Here is a 17,537-nt window from a genome sequence, read left to right as displayed (position 1 = left end):
CACCCCCGGTGGAGGTCGGACTTGCTTGACGGGTATACGTCATGGGGAATCTCTGGTAGGAAACCTTCCTAACAGTACGCGGAACCAAGCAGTCCCCCGTCCGTACGGTGAACTCCCCTGCCTGGAGGCCCTCATGGAGACCCCCCACTCACGCGCCCTCACCTCCCGCCGCACGCTGCTCGCCTTCGCAGGCGCCGCGGCCGTGGCGGGCCCGCTGCTCGCCACCCAGTCGGCGGGCGCGGCCCAGAGCTCCCTCCGGATCACGGCCGGCGGGCTCGACGACCCGGCGAAGAAGGAGATCGCGATGCAGATCGTGTGCAGCGCGGAGAACTCCTCGCTGGAGTGGAAGAAGCAGTACCGCTACATCGAGGACATCGACGACGGCCGCGGCTACACCGCGGGCATCATCGGCTTCTGCTCCGGCACCGGCGACATGCTCGACCTGGTCGAGCTCTACACCCAGCGCAAGCCGGGCAACGTCCTCGCCAAGTACCTGCCCGCCCTGCGCAGGGTCGACGGCACCGACTCGCACGAGGGCCTGGACCCGAACTTCACCCGCGACTGGGAGCGGGCCGCCGACACCGACGCGGCCTTCCGCAAGGCGCAGGACGACGAGCGCGACCGCGTCTACTTCAACCCGTCGGTCAAGCAGGGCAAGGCGGACGGCATCGGCGTCCTCGGCCAGTTCTGTTACTACGACGCGATCGTCATGCACGGCGACGGCAGCGACTCCACCAGCTTCCGCAACATACGCAAGCGCGCCCTGCGTTCGGCCAAGCCGCCGGCCCAGGGCGGCGACGAGGTGACGTACCTGAACGCGTTCCTCGACGCGCGGGTCTGGGCGATGAAGCAGGAGGAGGCCCACGAGGACACCAGCCGGGTCGACACCGCGCAGCGGGTCTTCCTGAAGAAGCGGAACCTCAACCTGGACCCGCCGCTGGACTGGAAGGTCTACGGGGACCCGTACCACATCGGCTGACCCGTGCCCGGCCGGTGGCAGCCGGCCCTCCCCGGCTGCCACCGCGCACGCACACCTCTTGCCTCCGAGTGGTTGAAGTGGGTACGGTCCCGGCCAACTCCCCATCTACGCGCGTCAACCAGCACCGAGGTGAAAGATCCACATGTTCCTCCGTACGACCGTGCTCGCCACCGCGGCCGCCACCGCCGCCACGCTCCTCACGACGGCCGCCGCCCCGGCGCCCGCGGCCCCCGGCGGCTGGCAGCGGGCCGGTGACAGCATCACCTCGGGCGTCAGCGGCCTCGCCCTCACCGGCCGGGCGGACGGCGCGACGCACGCGCTCGTCGTACGCGACAACAAGAAGCCCGGCCAGAACCGCGTCGCCGCCCTCACCTACCACCCCGGCCGCTCCGCCACGGTCGAACCCCTCACCTGGAAGGGCACCGCCGAGCCGATAGACCTGGAAGCGGTCGAGACCGTCCCCGGCACCTCCGACGAGTACGTCGCCCTGGCGAGCCGCGGCCTCGTCTACCACCTGAAGGTGACGGGAGGCGAAGCCGCGGTCCTGGACACCTCCCCGCTCCCCGCCATAGCCGACGGCGACGACTACGAGAGCTTCGCGCTGACCTCGCGGCACGGGAAGCTGGCGGCGGTCTGGGCCGACCGGGGCGCGGGCGAGGACCGCCCGGCGACCCTGCACGCGGCTCCCTTCTCCTTCAACGCGTACGGCGAGGCCGACTTCGGCCCGGTCACCACGGCCCGCCTCCGCGCCCCCTACCCCACCGGCAACGTCCGCCACGCCTCGGACATCTCCGTCACCCCGACGGGCCGCCTCCGGATCAGCTCGGCCTCCGACGCGGGCGACGACGGCCCCTTCGACTCGGCGGTCATGGACGCGGGCGCCCTCACGGTGTCCCGCTCCGGCAAGGTGCACCTCACCGTCGCCAAGCACCCCGACGTACTGCGGAAGTTCAAGGGCCACAAGATCGAGGCGATCGAGTGCGTGCCGGGCTCCGGAGACGCGGTGCTCGGCACGGACGACGAGAACGCGGGCGGGTACGTCAACTCCGCCGCTCTGTGCGGTAAGTAACCGCTCAGCCCAGGATCGGTGTCGTCTGGGAAGAAGTGATCCGCCAGTCGTCGCCCTCCTTCACCAGGACGTGGGTGAGCCGCCCCGACGAGGCGGGCAGCGGTGCCACCGGTTCGCCGTCGGCGCCCGGCTGTCTGCGGTCGGAGACGTGTTTGACGCTCGCGACCATCGCCACGTCGGGACGGAGGAAGCGGATGCTCTCCTCCTCGACCGTGGTGATCACGTCGGCCAGCGGGGACGCCAGCGCCGCACGCATCGCCTCGGCCAGCGCGTCCCGGCCGGCCACCCGGCGCCCGCCGAAGTTCACGACCGTGGCGTCGGCCGTGAAGAGCGGGATGAACCGCTCCACGTCGTTCTGGAACTCGGCGGCGTCCGCGACGACCCGGCGGATGGCGGCGACCTCGGCGGCGACGGCGGCGTCGGTGGTCTCGGCGGTGATCGACTCGGTGCTCATGACGGCTCCCTTACAGGTGGCTGAGTGGTTGGACCCGGGGGCCGGGCCCCTGCCACGATCCTCGAACATCAAGTCCACTTGAGGTCAAGCCGCTTCGGCCCACGCCCGGGCGGAAGGCCTCGCGGACCACGAGGAGTGCCCCCGGGGCTGCCCTTCGGTGCCTGGCCCCGCAGGCCGCCGTCGGACGAGGGTGGGTGGCTCTGTGAACGAGGAGTCTGTCTTGCGCGAACACGACCACACCGGAAAGCACGACGCCGCGGCAGCGCGGACCGCGGCCCGCAGACCCGCGACGGCCGGCGCCGAGGACGCCCCGCTCCAGCGGCTCCTCGCGCTCCAGGGAAGGGCGGGGAACGCCGCCGTCGTGCAGATGCTGCGGCAGTCCGGACACGCCGCGGAGCAGGAGCGGCACCGGCACGGCGCCGGCTGTGGTCATCAGCAGGGTGAGCGGCCCGTGGTGCAGCGGGCGGCCGACCCGGACGCCATGGACGTCGACCGGCTGGACTTCTCCGACGCCGAGGAGCTGTCGGACGGGGGCGCCGACTCGGAGGCGGGCGAGTACGACTTCCCGTCGTTCATGGCGGAGCGCGACAAGTATCCGCGTGCCACGACGCCGACCCCCCAGCCCGCGGCGGGTTTCGGCGAGAGCACGTACGGCGTCGACCCCGGCAAGGTGAAGTCGATGCGCGAGGACAGGAAACAGGGGCGCGCCGTGCCCCCGCTGCGCTACCGCAAGGACAACGAACCCCTGTACCGGTGGGACGGCAGGACGCCCGACCAGATCCTCGGCAAGGGGTTCAAGCCCTGGAACGAGAAGCTGCCCGCGAGCCTCCGGCACTACCAGAAGCTGTTGCAGAAGAGCGGCTTCGTCAGCACCACCCGCTCCCCGGGCGGATATGTGCCGGAGTGGGCGCGGCAGGCGGACGGCAGCGGCTGGCGCTACGTCATCCACGCGCCCGGCGGCATCGACCTGGTGGACACGCTGGGGACCACGGCCTTCGCCCAGCAGCAGGAAGTCATCTTCTGGAAGGGCATCCAGGCCGGGTACGTCGTCCGCGCGGAGCTGTGCGACAAGAACGGCCGCGTCATCAAGGTCGTGACCGACGCCGCGGGCGCCGCGGCGGGTCAGGCGGCGGACCCGAACGCGATGGACCTCAGCTGAGCAGCCGCCCCTCGCGCGGGTCCGACCGCGCGAGGGGCGAGCGAGCCGCCGTGGCGGCGGGTGGACGGAGTGCGTAACCGGTGACTCAGTGCGCCACCGCCTGGCCCGGCACGCGCGACTGGGCGATCTCCCCGCCCGGCTCCATCGGCGCCGTCACGTCGTCCTCGTCGCGGCCCTTGCCGATGTGGTTGAAGACCAGGTTCAGGAGCACGGCCGCCACACAGCCCGTCGAGATGCCCGAGTCCAGGATGATCTTCGCGGTCTCCGGGAACGCGTGGTAGAACTCCGGCGCCGCGATCGGGATGAGGCCGACGGCCAGCGAGACCGCCACGATCAGGACGTTGTTGTCCTTCTCCAGGTTCGCCTTGACCAGCGTCTGGATGCCGCTCGCCGCGACCGAGCCGAAGAGGACCACGCCCGCGCCGCCGAGCACCGGGCGCGGCACGACCGCGATCAGCGAGGCGGCGATGGGGCAGAGACCCATCAGGACGAGGAAGCCGCCGCCCGCGGCGACCACGAACCGGCTGCGGATCTTCGTCATCGCGACCAGGCCGATGTTCTGTGCGAAGGCGCTGCACATGAAGCCGTTGAAGAGCGGGCTGACCGCCGAGCCGAGACAGTCGGCGCGCAGGCCCGCCGCGATGGTCTTCTCGTCGGCGGGGCGCTCCACGATCTCACCGAGGGCGAGCATGTCGGCCGTCGACTCCGTCATGGAGACGACCATGACGACGCAGAGCGAGACGATCGCGGCGGCCGCGAACTGCGGCGCCCCGAAGTGGAACGGCGTCGGGAAGCCCACGATGTCCGCCTCGCCGACCGGCCCGAAGTCCGTGGCGTCGAAGGGGATCGCGACGACCGTGCCGATGACCAGGCCGAGCAGGACCGCGATCTGCTTGACGAAGCCGGTGGTGAAGCGGCGCAGCAGCAGGACGATGACGAGCGTGATGCCGGCCAGGCCCAGGTTCTTCATCGAGCCGTAGTCGTCGGCGCCGGGGACGGGTCCCTGCGCCCAGCCGAAGGCGACCGGCATCAGCGAGATGCCGATGAGGGTGATGACCGTGCCGGTCACGACCGGCGGGAAGAAGCGGATCATCTTCGAGAAGAACGGGGCGGCGATGAAGCCCAGCACGCCCGCGACGATCACCGCGCCGAAGATGATCGGCAGGGCGTCGTCCTTGTCCTTGGTCGAGTCGACGACGGCGAGCATGGGCGCGACACCGGCGAAGGTGACGCCGTTCACGAACGGCAGCCGGGCGCCGATCTTCCAGATGCCGAGGGTCTGGAGGAAGGTCGCGAGGCCCGCGGTGAAGAGGCAGGCGCCGGTGAGGAAGGTGAGTTCCTTGGCGGAGAGGCCGATGGCGGCGCCCACGATCAGCGGCGGTGCGACGACTCCCGCGTACATGGCGGCCACGTGCTGGAGGCCGGTCGTCGCCATCTTGAGCGGGGGGAGCTTCTCGTCGACGGGATGTATGGACCCTTCGCCGGTCTCCGGGTCCGGGGTGGTGCCTTGCTTGGTGAACCTGGGCTGAGTGGCCACTGTGGCTCCTCCGGTTGTTTTCCGGTCCCGGCTGGGCGCCGGCACTTTTCGCTTCTGGGAGGTGGGGGGGTGGTGCGTGGTGCAAGGACTTGCTCGGTATGCGGTTGTGGAAATGCGCCCAGGTAGTACTGACCGCCCCGGGAACGCGAAGCTTTGGGCCGCGTTCCGGGGCGGCATTTGAGCAGCCCGCTCGGCTGCTCAAGTCCGGTCGGGGGCCGTCCCCCCCGACCGGAGTTCTTGGGTTCAGCTCCCGGCGGCGATCCGCGCGAGGCGCTGCGCCTGATCCCGCGTGGAGCGGGCGATGGCGTCCTCGTCGGCGTGGAGCAGACGGCCGTTCTCGACGACCGGCCTGCCGTTGACGAGGGAGAGGGTGACCGGCGCCGCCGCGCCGAAGACGATGGCGGTCACCGGGTCGGCGATCGAGGCGTGCCCGAGGCCGTCGATCTTCCAGAGCACCAGGTCGGCGAGTTTGCCCGCCTCCAGGGAGCCGATCTGCGTGGCGCGGCCGAGGACCTGCGCGCCGCCGTAGGTGCCGAGGCGCAGCGCCTGACGGGCGTTGAGGGCGGCCTCGCGGTGGGCGCCGAGGCGGTTGATGAGGAGGGCGTTGCGCAGCTCGGTGTGGAGCTCGCCGGACTCGTTGGACGCGGTGCCGTCGACGCCGAGGCCGACGGGGACGCCCGCCTTCAGCATGTCGGGGACGCGGGCGATGCCGGCGGCGAGGCGGGCGTTGGAGGACGGGCAGTGCGCGACGCCCGTGCCGGTGCGGGCGAACGCGGCGATGTCGGAGTCGTTCATGTGGACGCAGTGGGCCATCCACACGTCGTCACCGAGCCAGCCGGTCGACTCGAAGTAGTCGGTGGGGCCCATGCCGAAGAGCTCGTGGCAGAACTTCTCCTCCTCGACCGTCTCGCTGCCGTGGGTGTGCAGACGTACGCCGAGGCCACGCGCCAACTCCGCGCCCTGCCGCATGAGTTCGGTCGACACGGAGAACGGCGAGCAGGGCGCGACGGCGACCTGCGTCATCGCGTCGAAGGAGGCGTCGTGGTGCTTCCTGACGGTCTCCTCGGTGGCGGCGAGCGCGCCCTCCAGGGTCTCGACGGCGAAGTCCGGCGGCAGGCCGCCGTCCTTCTCGCTGCGGTCCATGGAGCCGCGGGCCAGGGTGAAGCGGACGCCCATCTCGGAGGCGGCGCGGATGATCGACCCGGAGAGGTCGCCGGAGCCCCGCGGGAAGACGTAGTGGTGGTCCATGGCGGTGGTGACACCGCCGCGGGCCATCATGCCGAGGGAGCCCTGGGCGGCCGCGTACGTCATCTCCTCGTCGATGCGGGCCCACGTCGGGTAGAGCGCCACCAGCCAGTTGAACAGGTTGTGGTCGGTGGCCAGGCCCCTGGTGATCCACTGGTAGAAGTGGTGGTGCGTGTTGACCAGGCCGGGCGTGGCGAGGTGCCCCGTGCCGTCGACGCGGCGCACGACGTTCTCCAGGCCCTCGGGCGCCTTGCCCGCGCCGATGGACTCGATCTTGTTGCCCGCGACGACGATGTACCCCGATGCGTACTCGGTGTCGTTGGCGTCGACCGTCGCGATGGCGACGTTCTCGATGACGATGCGGTCTGCCGAAGAAGGTGCCATGGTGCTTCCTTCACAGGTGAGTGGCGATGTGGGCACGGCATGACCCTAGGGAGATTTGAGTGCCGCGGCGGTGGAGCCACGGGTGCCGAGATGGTGGAAGAACAGATTGAGCGTGACCGCGACGAGCGCGCCGGCGCTGATGCCGGAGCCGAGCACGGTCTGGGCCCAGGCGGGGAACTCCGCATAGAAGGTGGGCGCGGCGAGCGGGATGATGCCCGCTCCGAGCGCGACGGCCACCAGGATGATGTTGGAGCTGTCGTCGAGGCCCGCCTCGGAGAGCGTACGGATGCCGCTGACCGCGATGGAGCCGAAGAGGACGATGCCCGCGCCGCCGAGGACCGGCATGGGGACCACGTTGACGACCGCGCCGAGCACGGGGAAGGCGCCGAGCACGATGAGCGTGGCGCCCGCGACGGCGACGACGTAGCGGCTGCGTACGCGGGTCAGGGAGACCACGCCGACGTTCTGCGCGAAGGCGGAGGTCGGGAAGCCGCCGAAGACGGGGCCCACCAGGGTGGCGATGCCGTCGGTGCGCAGGCCGCGGGTGATGGTCTTCCCGTCGGTCTTGCGCTCGCAGATCTCACCGAGGGCGAGCATCCCGGCGGCGGACTCGGTCATCAGGACTAGCATCACGATGCAGAGCGAGAGGATCGCGGCGGGCTGGAAGATCGGGGCGCCGGCGGCGAAGGGCGTGGGCAGCGCGGCGAGCGGGGCGGTCTGCACCGAGGTGAAGTCGGCGAGGCCGAACGGGATCGCGGCGAGCGTGCCGATGAACATGCCCGCGAGCAGGGCGACTTGCTTGAGGAAGCCGCGGCCGAACCGCTGGAAGCAGAGGATCACGACGAGGGTGAACGCGGCGAGCGCCAGGTACTTCATGTCGCCGAACGTCGGGTCGGTGTCGTCGCCGCCCTGCGCCCACTTCACGGGCACGGGCATCAGCGTGACGCCGATGAGGGTGATGACGACGCCGGTGACCAGCGGCGGGAAGAAGCGGAGCAGCCGGCCGAAGAAGGGTCCGACGGCGAGGCAGAAGACGCCCGCGACCATCACCGCGCCGTAGATGGCGGGGAGTTGGTCGCCCTTGGCGTTGGTCTCGGCGATGGCGAGGATGGGCGCGATGCCCGCCGAGGACGCGGCGTTGACGAAGGGCAGGCGGTTGCCGACGAAGCCCTTGACGCCGAGGGTCTGGAGGATGGTGGCGAGACCGGCGATCAGGAGGCCGGCGGCGATGAGCCGGGTCTGCGCCACGGTGTCCAGGCCGCAGGCCTGGCCGATGATGAGCGGAGGGGTGACCACACCCGCGTACATGGCGGCGATGTGCTGGAGTGCGGCGGGGACGAGCCGCGAGGGGTGGAGCTTCTCATCCACCGGGTGGCAGTCGGGAGTTGACTCACCGACGGCTTTCTCCGATGGGGTGGAACATGGGCCTTCGGCTGCTGCCGGCCCCTTTGCAGGCTGTGCCATTGCGGATGTTCCCTCCGGTGTGGCGCGCCCCCCGCCCACTGCGGGCGGGACGGGGGGCGCGCATCCCGCGTCAGAGGTTGGTCATGTCGACCGGGATCTTCGGCTCGACGCCGTCCCGCAGAATCGTGGCCTCGATGAGGCCGTAGGGGCGGTCGGCGGCGTAGTAGACGGCTCCGTCCTTGGCTTCGTTGTCGAGGCCGAAGGGCGAGAGGTCCTGACGGAAGTGGTGCTTGTTGGGCGCGGAGAAGCGGATCTCGTCGATCTCGCTGCGGTTGTTGATGACCCGCGAACCCATCTGGTAGAGCGTCTGCTGGAGCGACAGCGAGTAGGTCTCCACGAAGGCGTGCAGGATGTGCTTCTTCGCCTGCTCGTAACTCCGCTCCCAGCTCGGCATGCGCTGCTCGTCGCTGGTCCAGTTGTGCCGCCACCAGGTGGACAGGGAGGTGGCGAGGATGCGGTCGTAGTCTTCCTGGAGGGTCGTGTACTTGTCCTTGATGAAGCCCCAGAACTCGGAGTTCGTGGAGTTCATCACGGTCAGGTCCTTCAGACCGCTCAGGACCTCGAACTTCTCGCCGTCGTACGTGATCTGGGCGAGCCGCGTCTCCTGGCCCTTGCGGACGAAGGAGTGGTTGACCTCGTCGGCGCCGATGAACTTGGCGTTGCTGTCGGAGCCGCCGATGCGCTCCCAGGCGTACTCCTCGATCCGGATCCGCGCGCGGTGGATCGAGGGCTGGCTGTCCACGAAGTGCCGGGCGAGGTGGATGCCGTACTGCTCGGCGGACTCGATGCCGTACTCCTTGGCGAACGCGAAGCAGGTGTTCTTCGTCGTGTCCGTCGGCAGGCAGTTGGCGTTCGAGCCGTTGTAGTGGACGTCGTCCAGGTCGCCGGAGAGGGCGACGGAGACGTTCAGGTCCTTGATGTGGTGGGTGTCGCCGTCCCGCGTGATCTTTACGACCCGGTTCTCAGCCTTGCCGTACTGGTTCTGTCCCAGAATGGTGGGCATGTCTGCTAGCTCCCTCGGTAAACGGAGTAGCCGAACGGGTTGAGCAGCAGCGGTACGTGGTAGTGCTCGCCCGGCACGACGGCGAACGTGATCGCCACCTCCGGGAAGAACGCGCCACTCGCACCGCTGTCCCGATTCGCGGGGGCGTCCTGCTGCGCCTCGGCTTGCTGGTTGTTCTTGCTCAGGAAGTACGCCTCGGTCTCGAAGTCGAGACGTACGTGCGTGGTTCCCTCCGGCAGGGCCGGCAGGTCCTTGCAGCGCCCGTCCGCGTCGGTCGCGCTGCCGCCGAGCGCCTGCCACGCCGCGTCCGCGCCGCTGCGGGCGGACAGGGAGATGGCGACGCCCTCGGCGGGGCGTCCGACGCTGGTGTCCAGGATGTGCGTGGACACCGAGGCGGTGGTTTCCGTGCTCATGCGGTCTGCTCCTCCAGGAGGCGGGTCAGGCGGATGCGGTTGATCTTGCCCAGTTCGGTGCGGACGATTTCCCGCTCCTGCTCGGGCGAGTTGCCGATCCGTTCCTTGACCGCGTCCCGCATCTGCTCACCGGTGCGGCCGGTGGCGCAGATCAGGAAGACGTGCCCGAACTTCTCCTGGTAGGCCAGGTTCAGTTCGAGCATCTCGGCCTTGAGTTCCTCGGAGGCGCCCGCCATGCCCCGCTGTTCGCGGGACGAGGTCGGGTCGCCGGGCTTCGGGCGGCCGATCGGCGGGTGCCCCGCCATCGCCTCGGCCAGATCGTCCGCGGTGAGCTCGGCCATGGCGGCGTCGCTCGCGGCGAAGAGGTCTTCGGCGGTGGCGTAGGGGCGCTGGGAGAGCAGCCTGCTCCCCCACGCCGCAGAGGCACAGGCCTCGTGGAGCGCGGCGGTGGCCGCGGCCTCCTCCAAGGCGTTGAACCGGGCAATGTCCGGTGTCGTACTCGAAGTCACGGGAGCCTCCGTGGCCTTGTGCTGGACGGGCTGCGGAACAGCTAAGACCTTGAACAACGCAGCGTCAACACTTTGTTGAAATAACTTGAACAAAGAAGCCGCCACCCGCGGAACGGGTGACGGCTCGGCTGCGTACCGTGAGGGAGGCGCGTACGGTGCGGGAGGTTCACTCGCCTTTCGCGGCGTTCTCCCGGTTCAGGTAGTTGTAGACGGTGAAGCGGCTGACGCCGAGGGCGCCGGCCACGGTCTCCACCCCGTGCCGCACGGAGAACGCGCCGCGCGCCTCAAGGACCCGTACGACCTCCTGCTTGGACTTGCGGTCCAGCTCGGAGAGGGGCTTGCCCTGCTTGCGCTCCAGGGCGAGCAGGATGTGGTCGAGGGAGTCGGCGAGCTGGGGCAGCCGCACGGCCACCACGTCCACGCCCTCCCAGGCGAGGACCACGTCGTCGACGCCCGCCAGGTCGGGTGGCATCATCTCGCCGCCCATGGCGTCCACCAGCGGCTTCACCGCGGTGACGAAGGGGTCGTCCCCGATACCGGTCACTTATCCGCCTCCCCCGGGTCCGCCGGCCCGCCCGGCTCGCCGATCACGTTGACCTGGAGCGACACCCGGGTGGCGCCGGCCCCCAGGGACCTGCGCAGCATCGCGTCGACCGCGGTCAGCACCGCGTCGACACCGCCCTCGGCCGTATTGCCGAACGGACCTACGTCCACGGCGTCCAGCGGGGCCCCCTGAATGACCTCACGGGCCACCAGCGCGTGCGCCGGGGCCTCGTCGAGATCGAAGGGTTCGGTCGTGAACTCCACTCTCAATCGCACGTCCACAACCTAATGCCGCTCTTCGATTTTTCGGCAGCCCCCTCTTGACAGCTTCCGCAGATCGGAGGCAGTCTTCCACCAGACAGAAATGAACTTCCGCAATACGGAAGGAGCGCGGAAGCCCCATGGGATACTCCGACCAGCGCTTCAATGTGAACCTGTCGATCCTCTTCACCGAGCTCCCGCTCCTGGAGCGCCCCGCGGCCGCCGCGAAGGCCGGCTTCAGCGCGGTCGAGCTGTGGTGGCCCTGGGTCGACGCCCCCACCCCCGAGCGGTCCGAGCTCGACGCCCTGAAGAAGGCGATCGAGGACGCGGGCGTGCAGCTGGTGGGCCTGAACTTCTACGCCGGGCAGCTGCCGGGCCCCGACCGGGGCGCCCTGTCGGTCCCCGGCGAGGAGAGCGAGAAGTTCCGCGCGAACCTCGCGGTGGCGGCGGACTTCGCGCAGTCGCTCGGCTGCAAGGCGCTGAACGCCCTGTACGGCAACCGCGTCGACGGCGTGGACCCGGCCGTCCAGGACGAACTCGCCCTGGAGAACCTGGTGCTCGCCGCCCGCGAGGCCGACCGCGTCGGCGCGATCCTGCTGATCGAGGCGCTGAACAAGCCGGAGTCGCCGCTCTGCCCGATCGTGAGCGCGCCCAAGGCGATCGAGATCGTGGACAAGGTGAACGCGGCCACGGGACTCGGCAACGCGAAGTTCCTCATGGACCTGTACCACCTGTCCATGAACGGCGAGGACCTGCCGTACGTCATCGCCGATTACGCGGACAAGACGGGGCACGTCCAGATCGCCGACAACCCGGGCCGCGGCGCCCCCGGGACGGGGTCGCTGCCGCTCGAAGAGCTGCTGGATCAGCTCAAGCAGGCGGGATACGACGGCTGGGTCGGCCTGGAGTACAAGCCGGGCGACCGCCCGAGCGCCGAGGCGTTCGGCTGGCTGCCGAGGGCCTGAACCTCCCATCCGTTCACCGCAGTTGCAGTTGTCAGAAAGGCACCCTCAATGAGCAACCTCCCCAAGATCGCGTGGATCGGCCTCGGCATCATGGGCTCCCCCATGTCCGAGAACCTGATCAAGGCGGGTTACTCCGTCACCGGCTACACCCTGGAGCAGGACAAGCTGGACCGCCTGGCCGCGGCCGGCGGCACCGCCGCGAAGTCCATCGCCGAGGCCGTCAAGGACGCCGACGTCGTCGTGACGATGGTGCCCGCTTCCCCGCAGGTCGAGGCCATCGCGTACGGTCCCGACGGCATCCTGGAGAACGCGAAGTCGGGCGCGCTGATCGTCGACATGTCGTCGATCACCCCGCAGACCTCCGTGGACCTCGCCAAGGCCGCCAAGGAGAAGGGCCTGCGCGTCCTGGACGCCCCGGTCTCCGGCGGCGAGGCGGGCGCCATCGAGGCCGTGCTCTCCATCATGGTCGGCGGCGAGCAGGCCGACTTCGACGAGGCCAAGCCGCTCCTCGAAGCCCTCGGCAAGACCATCGTGCTGTGCGGTCCGCACGGCTCGGGCCAGACCGTGAAGGCCGCCAACCAGCTCATCGTCGCCGTCAACATCCAGGCGTGCGCCGAGGCCGTGGTCTTCCTGGAGAAGTCCGGCGTGGACCTCAAGGCCGCGCTCGACGTCCTCAACGGCGGCCTCGCCGGCTCCACCGTGCTGACCCGCAAGAAGGACAACTTCCTGAACCGGGACTTCAAGCCCGGCTTCCGGATCGACCTGCACCACAAGGACATGGGCATCGTCACCGACGCCGCCCGCAACGTCGGTGCCGCCCTGCCGGTCGGCGCGGTCGTCGCCCAGCTGGTCGCCTCGCTGCGCGCCCAGGGCGACGGCGGCCTGGACCACTCCGCCCTGCTGCGCTCCGTCGAGCGCCTGTCGGGCGCCGAGCTCTAGTCCTTCCAGAGCTCCCTCGAACTTCCGGGCCGCGGTGGCGCTGACACCTGTCCTGTCGCGCCCAGGCGTCGCCGCGGTCCGGAACCTCATCATCAACTTCAACAAACTGTTGACGTAGCAGTTCAGGGGTCCTTACGCTCCGAACACCTCAGCAGTCACAGCACGGAAGGTCACGATGTCGAAGCGCGTGCTTACGACCGAGTCCGGCGCCCCCGTCGCCGACAACCAGAACTCCGCCACCGCCGGCGTCGGTGGCCCGATCCTCCTTCAGGACCAGCACCTGCTGGAGAAGCTCGCCCGCTTCAACCGTGAGCGCATCCCGGAGCGTGTCGTGCACGCCCGCGGCTCGGGTGCGTACGGCTACTTCGAGGTGACCGACGACGTCACCGGCTTCACCCACGCCGACTTCCTGAGCGAGATCGGCAAGCGCACCGAGGTCTTCCTGCGCTTCTCGACCGTGGCCGACAACCTCGGTGGCGCGGACGCGGTCCGTGACCCCCGTGGCTTCGCGCTGAAGTTCTACACCGAAGAGGGCAACTACGACCTCGTCGGCAACAACACGCCGGTCTTCTTCATCAAGGACCCGCTGAAGTTCCCCGACTTCATCCACTCCCAGAAGCGCGACCCCTTCACGGGCAAGCAGGAGCCGGACAACGTCTGGGACTTCTGGGCGCACGCCCCCGAGGCGACGCACCAGATCACCTGGCTGATGGGCGACCGCGGCATCCCCGCCTCGTACCGCCACATGAACGGCTACGGCTCGCACACCTACCAGTGGACGAACGCCAAGGGCGAGGCCTTCTTCGTCAAGTACCACTTCAAGACGAACCAGGGCATCCGCTCCCTCTCCTCCGAGCAGGCCGCCGAGATCGCGGGCAAGGACCCGAACTCGCACCAGACCGACCTGCTCCAGGCCATCGAGCGGGGCGTGAACCCGTCCTGGACGCTGCACGTGCAGATCATGCCCGCGTCCGAGGCGGCGGACTACCGCTTCAACCCGTTCGACCTCACCAAGGTGTGGCCGCACAAGGACTACCCGCTTCAGCGCGTGGGCCGCCTGGTCCTCGACCGCAACCCGGACAACGTCTTCGCCGAGGTCGAGCAGGCCGCCTTCTCCCCGAACAACTTCGTTCCGGGCATCGGCCCCTCCCCCGACAAGATGCTCCAGGGCCGCCTCTTCGCGTACGCGGACGCGCACCGCTACCGCCTGGGCGTCAACCACACCCAGCTCGCGGTGAACGCCCCCAAGGCGACGAAGGCCGACAACTACGGCCGCGACGGCCTGATGGCGTCCAACGCGTACGGCCGCGACCGCAAGAACTACGAGCCCAACTCGTACGACGGCCCGGCCGAGACCGGCCAGCCGCTGTCGGCGCCGCTCGCCATCGCCGGCTACACCGGCACGCACGCCGCCCCGACCCACACCAAGGACGACGACTTCTTCCAGGCGGGCGAGCTCTACCGCCTCATGTCGGAGGACGAGAAGTCCCGTCTGGTGGCGAACATCGCCGGCGGCCTCTCGCAGGTCTCCCGCGACGACGTCATCGAGAAGAACCTCGCCCACTTCCACGCCGCCGACGCCGACTACGGCAAGCGCGTCGAGGAAGCGGTCCGCGCCCTGCGCGAGGACTGAGGTCCGCTGTAACTCCCAGGCTGCGCCGGCGGGTTGACGGGAGGTCGACCCGCCGGCGCTGAGCCCGCGCCGACGTCACGGACCCGGATGAGGGGTGGTACGTGACGCGGCCGGGCAGGCACGGTCCGCGGCGGCTCTGCGAGCCAGTGCGGTGGTCAAGGTCCGGCGGATTCCCTCTCGACCTGAGGGAGGGGAATCCCCGGTCCATCGCAACCGCCGCGGTCCCGTGCGTCCCCTCCGGGGGCCCACGAACTCCGTCCGGCAGCGCGTATGCATGTTCCGCCAGTCGCGCGCCGTCGGACGGGCACAACTCCCCATGTCGCACGGCCGGAGCGCCGGGTACGGACGGTCCCGTACCCGGCGCTTCTCCGTGCCACCGGACCTCCGTGTCACCGGACCTCCGTGCCACCGGACCTCCGTGTCACCGGACCTTCTCGCCCGCCGCCAGGGTCGCGATCATCCGCTCCAGGCGGGCCGCGCGGGTGGCGGGCTTCTTCGCCGTCATCAGGCGGTGCAGGACCGTGTACCGGTCGGACCTGCCGAGCGCCTCGAAGGTCCGCCGCGCCGCCGGACTGGCCGCCAGAGCGGCGCTCAGGTCGTCCGGCACGGTGGCGGTGCGCTGCGACGCGTACGCCGCCTCCCAGCGGCCGTCCGCGCGGGCCGCGGCGACCTCGGCGAGGCCCGGCGCGCGCATCCGGCCCTCGGCGGTGAGCTCAGCGACGCGGTCGATGTTCACCTGCGACCACAGGCTCCGCGGGCGGCGGGGCGTGATCTTCTGGAGATAGTGGACGTCGTCGTACGCCTTCCGGTGGCCGGTGATCCAACCGTGGCAGAGCGCCGCGTCGTTGACCTCCGCGGCCGTCACGGAGGCCACCCCCGTCCCCTTCTTGGCGAGCTTCACCCAGACCCCCGGTGAGTCGCCGTGATGCTGCTCCAGCCAGGCCGCCAACTGCGGTTCGTCGACGCAGAACATGACCTGAAGGCCATCCAGTGAATCCATCCGGCCACGCTACGCGAACGCGTGTGCGCCCGTGGGTGTGCGGGCACGCCGAAGGGGCGGTCCACCCCCCTCGGGTGGACCGCCCCTGTCCGGGTGGCGTCAGACCTTCAGCCGGCCTGCACTCAGACCTTCAGCGGCCGGATCGCCGTGGGCGCGTGGCCCGGTTCCGTCGCGATCTCCTCGAACTCCTTGACCGCGCTGATGTCGGCGGTGGGGCTCATCGAGATGTTCGTGATGCGCTCCAGGATCGCCTCGACGACGACCGGCACCCGGTGCTCCGCCGCGAGCTTCTTGGCCTGCTCGAAGGCGGGCAGGAGCTCGTCGGGCTCGGTGACGCGGATCGCCTTGCAGCCGAGGCCCTCGGCGACCTTGACGTGGTCGACGCCATAGACACCGAGTTCCGGGGAGTTCTGGTTCTCAAACTCCAGATTGACCTGGAAGTTGATGTCCAGGCCGATCTGCGCCTGACGGATCAGGCCGAGGTAGGCGTTGTTCACCAGGACGTGGACGTACGGGATGCGGTGCTGCGCGCCGACCGCCAGCTCCTCGATCATGAACTGGAAGTCGTAGTCGCCGGAGAGGGCGACGACCGGGGTCTCCGGGTCGGCCTTCGAGGCGCCGAGCGCGGCCGGGATGGTCCAGCCGAGCGGGCCCGCCTGGCCGCAGTTGATCCAGTGCCGCGGCTTGTAGACGTGCAGCATCTGGGCGCCCGCGATCTGCGACAGGCCGATGGTGGTGACGTACCGCGTCTCGGGCCCGAAGGCCTTGTTCATCTCCTCGTAGACGCGCTGCGGCTTCATCGGGACGTTGTCGAAGTGCGTGCGGCGCAGCAGCGTCTCCTTGCGCTTGAGGTGGGAGGCGACCCACTCCGAGCGGTCGGGCAGCTCGCCGGCGGCCTTGAGCTCCTTCGCGACCTCGACGAACAGCTCCAGGGCGACCTTGGCGTCCGACGCGATGCCGTAGTCCGGCGCGAAGATCTTGCCGATCTGCGTCGGCTCGATGTCGACGTGCACGAACTTGCGGCCCTGGGTGTAGACGTCCAGCTTGTAGCCCGTGTGGCGGTTGGCCCAGCGGTTGCCGATGCCGAGGACGAAGTCCGACTCCAGGAACGTCGCGTTGCCGTAGCGGTGGCCGGTCTGCTGGCCGACCATGCCCGCGTTCAGGTCGTGGTCGTCGGGGATGGTGCCCCAGCCCATCAGGGTCGGCACGACCGGGGTGTTGGTGAGCTCGGCGAACTCGACCAGGAGGTCACTCGCGTCGGCGTTGATGATGCCGCCGCCCGCGACGATCAGCGGGCGCTCCGACTCGACCAGGAAGCGGATCGCCTTCTCGATCTGGGCGCGGGTCGCGGCCGGCTTGTAGACCGGCAGCGGCTCGTACGTCTCCGGGTCGAACTCGATCTCGGTCTGCTGGACGTCGATGGGCAGGTCGATGAGGACCGGGCCCGGGCGGCCCGAGCGCATCAGGTGGAAGGCCTGCTGGAAGACGCCGGGGACCTGCGCGGCCTCCAGGACCGTCACGGCCATCTTCGTGACCGGCTTGGCGATCGTGGCGATGTCGACAGCCTGGAAGTCCTCCTTGTGCAGGAGGTGCGTCGGGGCCTGGCCGGTGATGCAGAGGATCGGGATGGAGTCACCGATCGCCGAGTACAGGCCGGTGATCATGTCCGTGCCTGCCGGACCCGACGTACCGATGCAGACGCCGATGTTGCCCGGGTTGGCCCGGGTGTAGCCCTCGGCCATGTGCGAGGCGCCCTCGACGTGGCGGGCGAGGGTGTGGTCGATGCCACCGCCCTCCTTGAGCGCCTTGTAGAAGGGGTTGATCGCGGCGCCCGGCACACCGAACGCGTTGACGACGCCTTCGCGCTTGAGGATCTCAACTGCCGCGCGGACAGCGGTCATACGAGCCATGGGGTTCTCCTGCTTCGACAGCTTCGACAGCTCTTCGGCTGCCGGATTCGGCTGGCGGATCCGGCTCCCG

Annotated in this window: 17 protein-coding genes; 6 read left to right on the top strand and 11 right to left on the bottom strand. The window is 69.7% G+C overall.

Annotation, left to right across the window (positions count from 1 at the left end; genetic code table 11):
• Positions 1-133: 133 nt before the first annotated feature.
• Both ACZ4Z4_RS11310 and ACZ4Z4_RS11305 read left to right on the top strand, forming a co-directional pair.
• Positions 134-979, top strand: a complete 846-nt coding sequence (locus tag ACZ4Z4_RS11310; protein WP_468325389.1) for a chitosanase — start codon at positions 134-136, stop codon at positions 977-979.
• Between the two features lie 142 nt (positions 980-1,121).
• Positions 1,122-2,048 (top strand): hypothetical protein, encoded by a 927-nt coding sequence (locus ACZ4Z4_RS11305; protein ID WP_468325387.1) that lies wholly within the window; start codon positions 1,122-1,124, stop codon positions 2,046-2,048.
• 4 nt (positions 2,049-2,052) lie between these two features.
• Here the strand turns inward: ACZ4Z4_RS11305 and ACZ4Z4_RS11300 are convergent, their stop codons facing one another.
• Entirely contained in the window at positions 2,053-2,502 is a 450-nt protein-coding gene (locus tag ACZ4Z4_RS11300; protein ID WP_468325384.1) for an SgcJ/EcaC family oxidoreductase, read from the bottom strand.
• Positions 2,503-2,722: 220 nt separating this feature from the next.
• Between ACZ4Z4_RS11300 and ACZ4Z4_RS11295 the strand changes: the two genes are divergently transcribed.
• Positions 2,723-3,661 carry a scabin-related ADP-ribosyltransferase gene (locus tag ACZ4Z4_RS11295; protein WP_468325381.1) on the top strand — a complete coding sequence of 313 codons (939 nt, stop codon included), beginning with the start codon at positions 2,723-2,725 and terminating at the stop codon, positions 3,659-3,661.
• A gap of 85 nt (positions 3,662-3,746) precedes the next feature.
• Here the strand turns inward: ACZ4Z4_RS11295 and ACZ4Z4_RS11290 are convergent, their stop codons facing one another.
• The 8 genes from ACZ4Z4_RS11290 to ACZ4Z4_RS11255 all read right to left on the bottom strand — a co-directional run bounded on the left by ACZ4Z4_RS11290 (position 3,747) and on the right by ACZ4Z4_RS11255 (position 11,035).
• Positions 3,747-5,198 (bottom strand): nucleobase:cation symporter-2 family protein, encoded by a 1,452-nt coding sequence (locus ACZ4Z4_RS11290; protein ID WP_468325378.1) that lies wholly within the window; start codon positions 5,196-5,198, stop codon positions 3,747-3,749.
• Positions 5,199-5,441: 243 nt separating this feature from the next.
• Positions 5,442-6,827, bottom strand: a complete 1,386-nt coding sequence (locus ACZ4Z4_RS11285) for an 8-oxoguanine deaminase (RefSeq protein ID WP_468325375.1) — start codon at positions 6,825-6,827, stop codon at positions 5,442-5,444.
• A 45-nt stretch (positions 6,828-6,872) separates the two neighbouring features.
• Positions 6,873-8,291, bottom strand: a complete 1,419-nt coding sequence (locus tag ACZ4Z4_RS11280; RefSeq protein WP_468325372.1) for a nucleobase:cation symporter-2 family protein — start codon at positions 8,289-8,291, stop codon at positions 6,873-6,875.
• Positions 8,292-8,361: 70 nt separating this feature from the next.
• Positions 8,362-9,294, bottom strand: coding sequence for a factor-independent urate hydroxylase (gene pucL / locus ACZ4Z4_RS11275; protein ID WP_398309376.1), 933 nt, complete (start codon positions 9,292-9,294; stop codon positions 8,362-8,364).
• 5 nt (positions 9,295-9,299) lie between these two features.
• Positions 9,300-9,707 (bottom strand): hydroxyisourate hydrolase, encoded by a 408-nt coding sequence (uraH, locus tag ACZ4Z4_RS11270; RefSeq protein WP_468325369.1) that lies wholly within the window; start codon positions 9,705-9,707, stop codon positions 9,300-9,302.
• Positions 9,704-10,216 carry a 2-oxo-4-hydroxy-4-carboxy-5-ureidoimidazoline decarboxylase gene (gene uraD, locus ACZ4Z4_RS11265; RefSeq protein ID WP_468325366.1) on the bottom strand — a complete coding sequence of 171 codons (513 nt, stop codon included), beginning with the start codon at positions 10,214-10,216 and terminating at the stop codon, positions 9,704-9,706. The genes uraH and uraD overlap by 4 nt, the downstream gene beginning before the upstream one ends.
• Positions 10,217-10,382: 166 nt before the next feature.
• On the bottom strand, positions 10,383-10,760 hold the full coding sequence (locus tag ACZ4Z4_RS11260; protein WP_468325364.1) for a helix-turn-helix domain-containing protein: 378 nt from the start codon (positions 10,758-10,760) through the stop codon (positions 10,383-10,385).
• Entirely contained in the window at positions 10,757-11,035 is a 279-nt protein-coding gene (locus tag ACZ4Z4_RS11255) for a YkoF family thiamine-binding protein (protein WP_468325361.1), read from the bottom strand. The genes ACZ4Z4_RS11260 and ACZ4Z4_RS11255 overlap by 4 nt, the downstream gene beginning before the upstream one ends.
• Before the next feature lie 125 nt (positions 11,036-11,160).
• Between ACZ4Z4_RS11255 and ACZ4Z4_RS11250 the strand changes: the two genes are divergently transcribed.
• The 3 genes from ACZ4Z4_RS11250 (at position 11,161) to ACZ4Z4_RS11240 (ending at position 14,557) form a co-directional block, all read left to right on the top strand.
• Positions 11,161-11,985, top strand: coding sequence for a TIM barrel protein (locus ACZ4Z4_RS11250; protein ID WP_468325358.1), 825 nt, complete (start codon positions 11,161-11,163; stop codon positions 11,983-11,985).
• Positions 11,986-12,033: 48 nt separating this feature from the next.
• Entirely contained in the window at positions 12,034-12,924 is an 891-nt protein-coding gene (locus ACZ4Z4_RS11245; protein ID WP_468325355.1) for a 2-hydroxy-3-oxopropionate reductase, read from the top strand.
• Between the two features lie 175 nt (positions 12,925-13,099).
• Positions 13,100-14,557 (top strand): catalase, encoded by a 1,458-nt coding sequence (locus ACZ4Z4_RS11240; RefSeq protein WP_468325352.1) that lies wholly within the window; start codon positions 13,100-13,102, stop codon positions 14,555-14,557.
• Between the two features lie 421 nt (positions 14,558-14,978).
• On the opposite strand, the gene ACZ4Z4_RS11235 is transcribed toward ACZ4Z4_RS11240, so the two are convergent.
• Both ACZ4Z4_RS11235 and gcl read right to left on the bottom strand, forming a co-directional pair.
• Positions 14,979-15,557 (bottom strand): YdeI/OmpD-associated family protein, encoded by a 579-nt coding sequence (locus ACZ4Z4_RS11235; RefSeq protein WP_468325349.1) that lies wholly within the window; start codon positions 15,555-15,557, stop codon positions 14,979-14,981.
• Positions 15,558-15,679: 122 nt separating this feature from the next.
• Positions 15,680-17,467, bottom strand: coding sequence for a glyoxylate carboligase (gcl, locus tag ACZ4Z4_RS11230; protein ID WP_468325793.1), 1,788 nt, complete (start codon positions 17,465-17,467; stop codon positions 15,680-15,682).
• Positions 17,468-17,537: the final 70 nt, after the last annotated feature.

This window comes from Streptomyces sp. NPDC030245, assembly GCF_055572995.1.
Note: the sequence above shows the minus strand (reverse complement) of the source record. Positions and strands in the feature narration are given on the sequence as shown.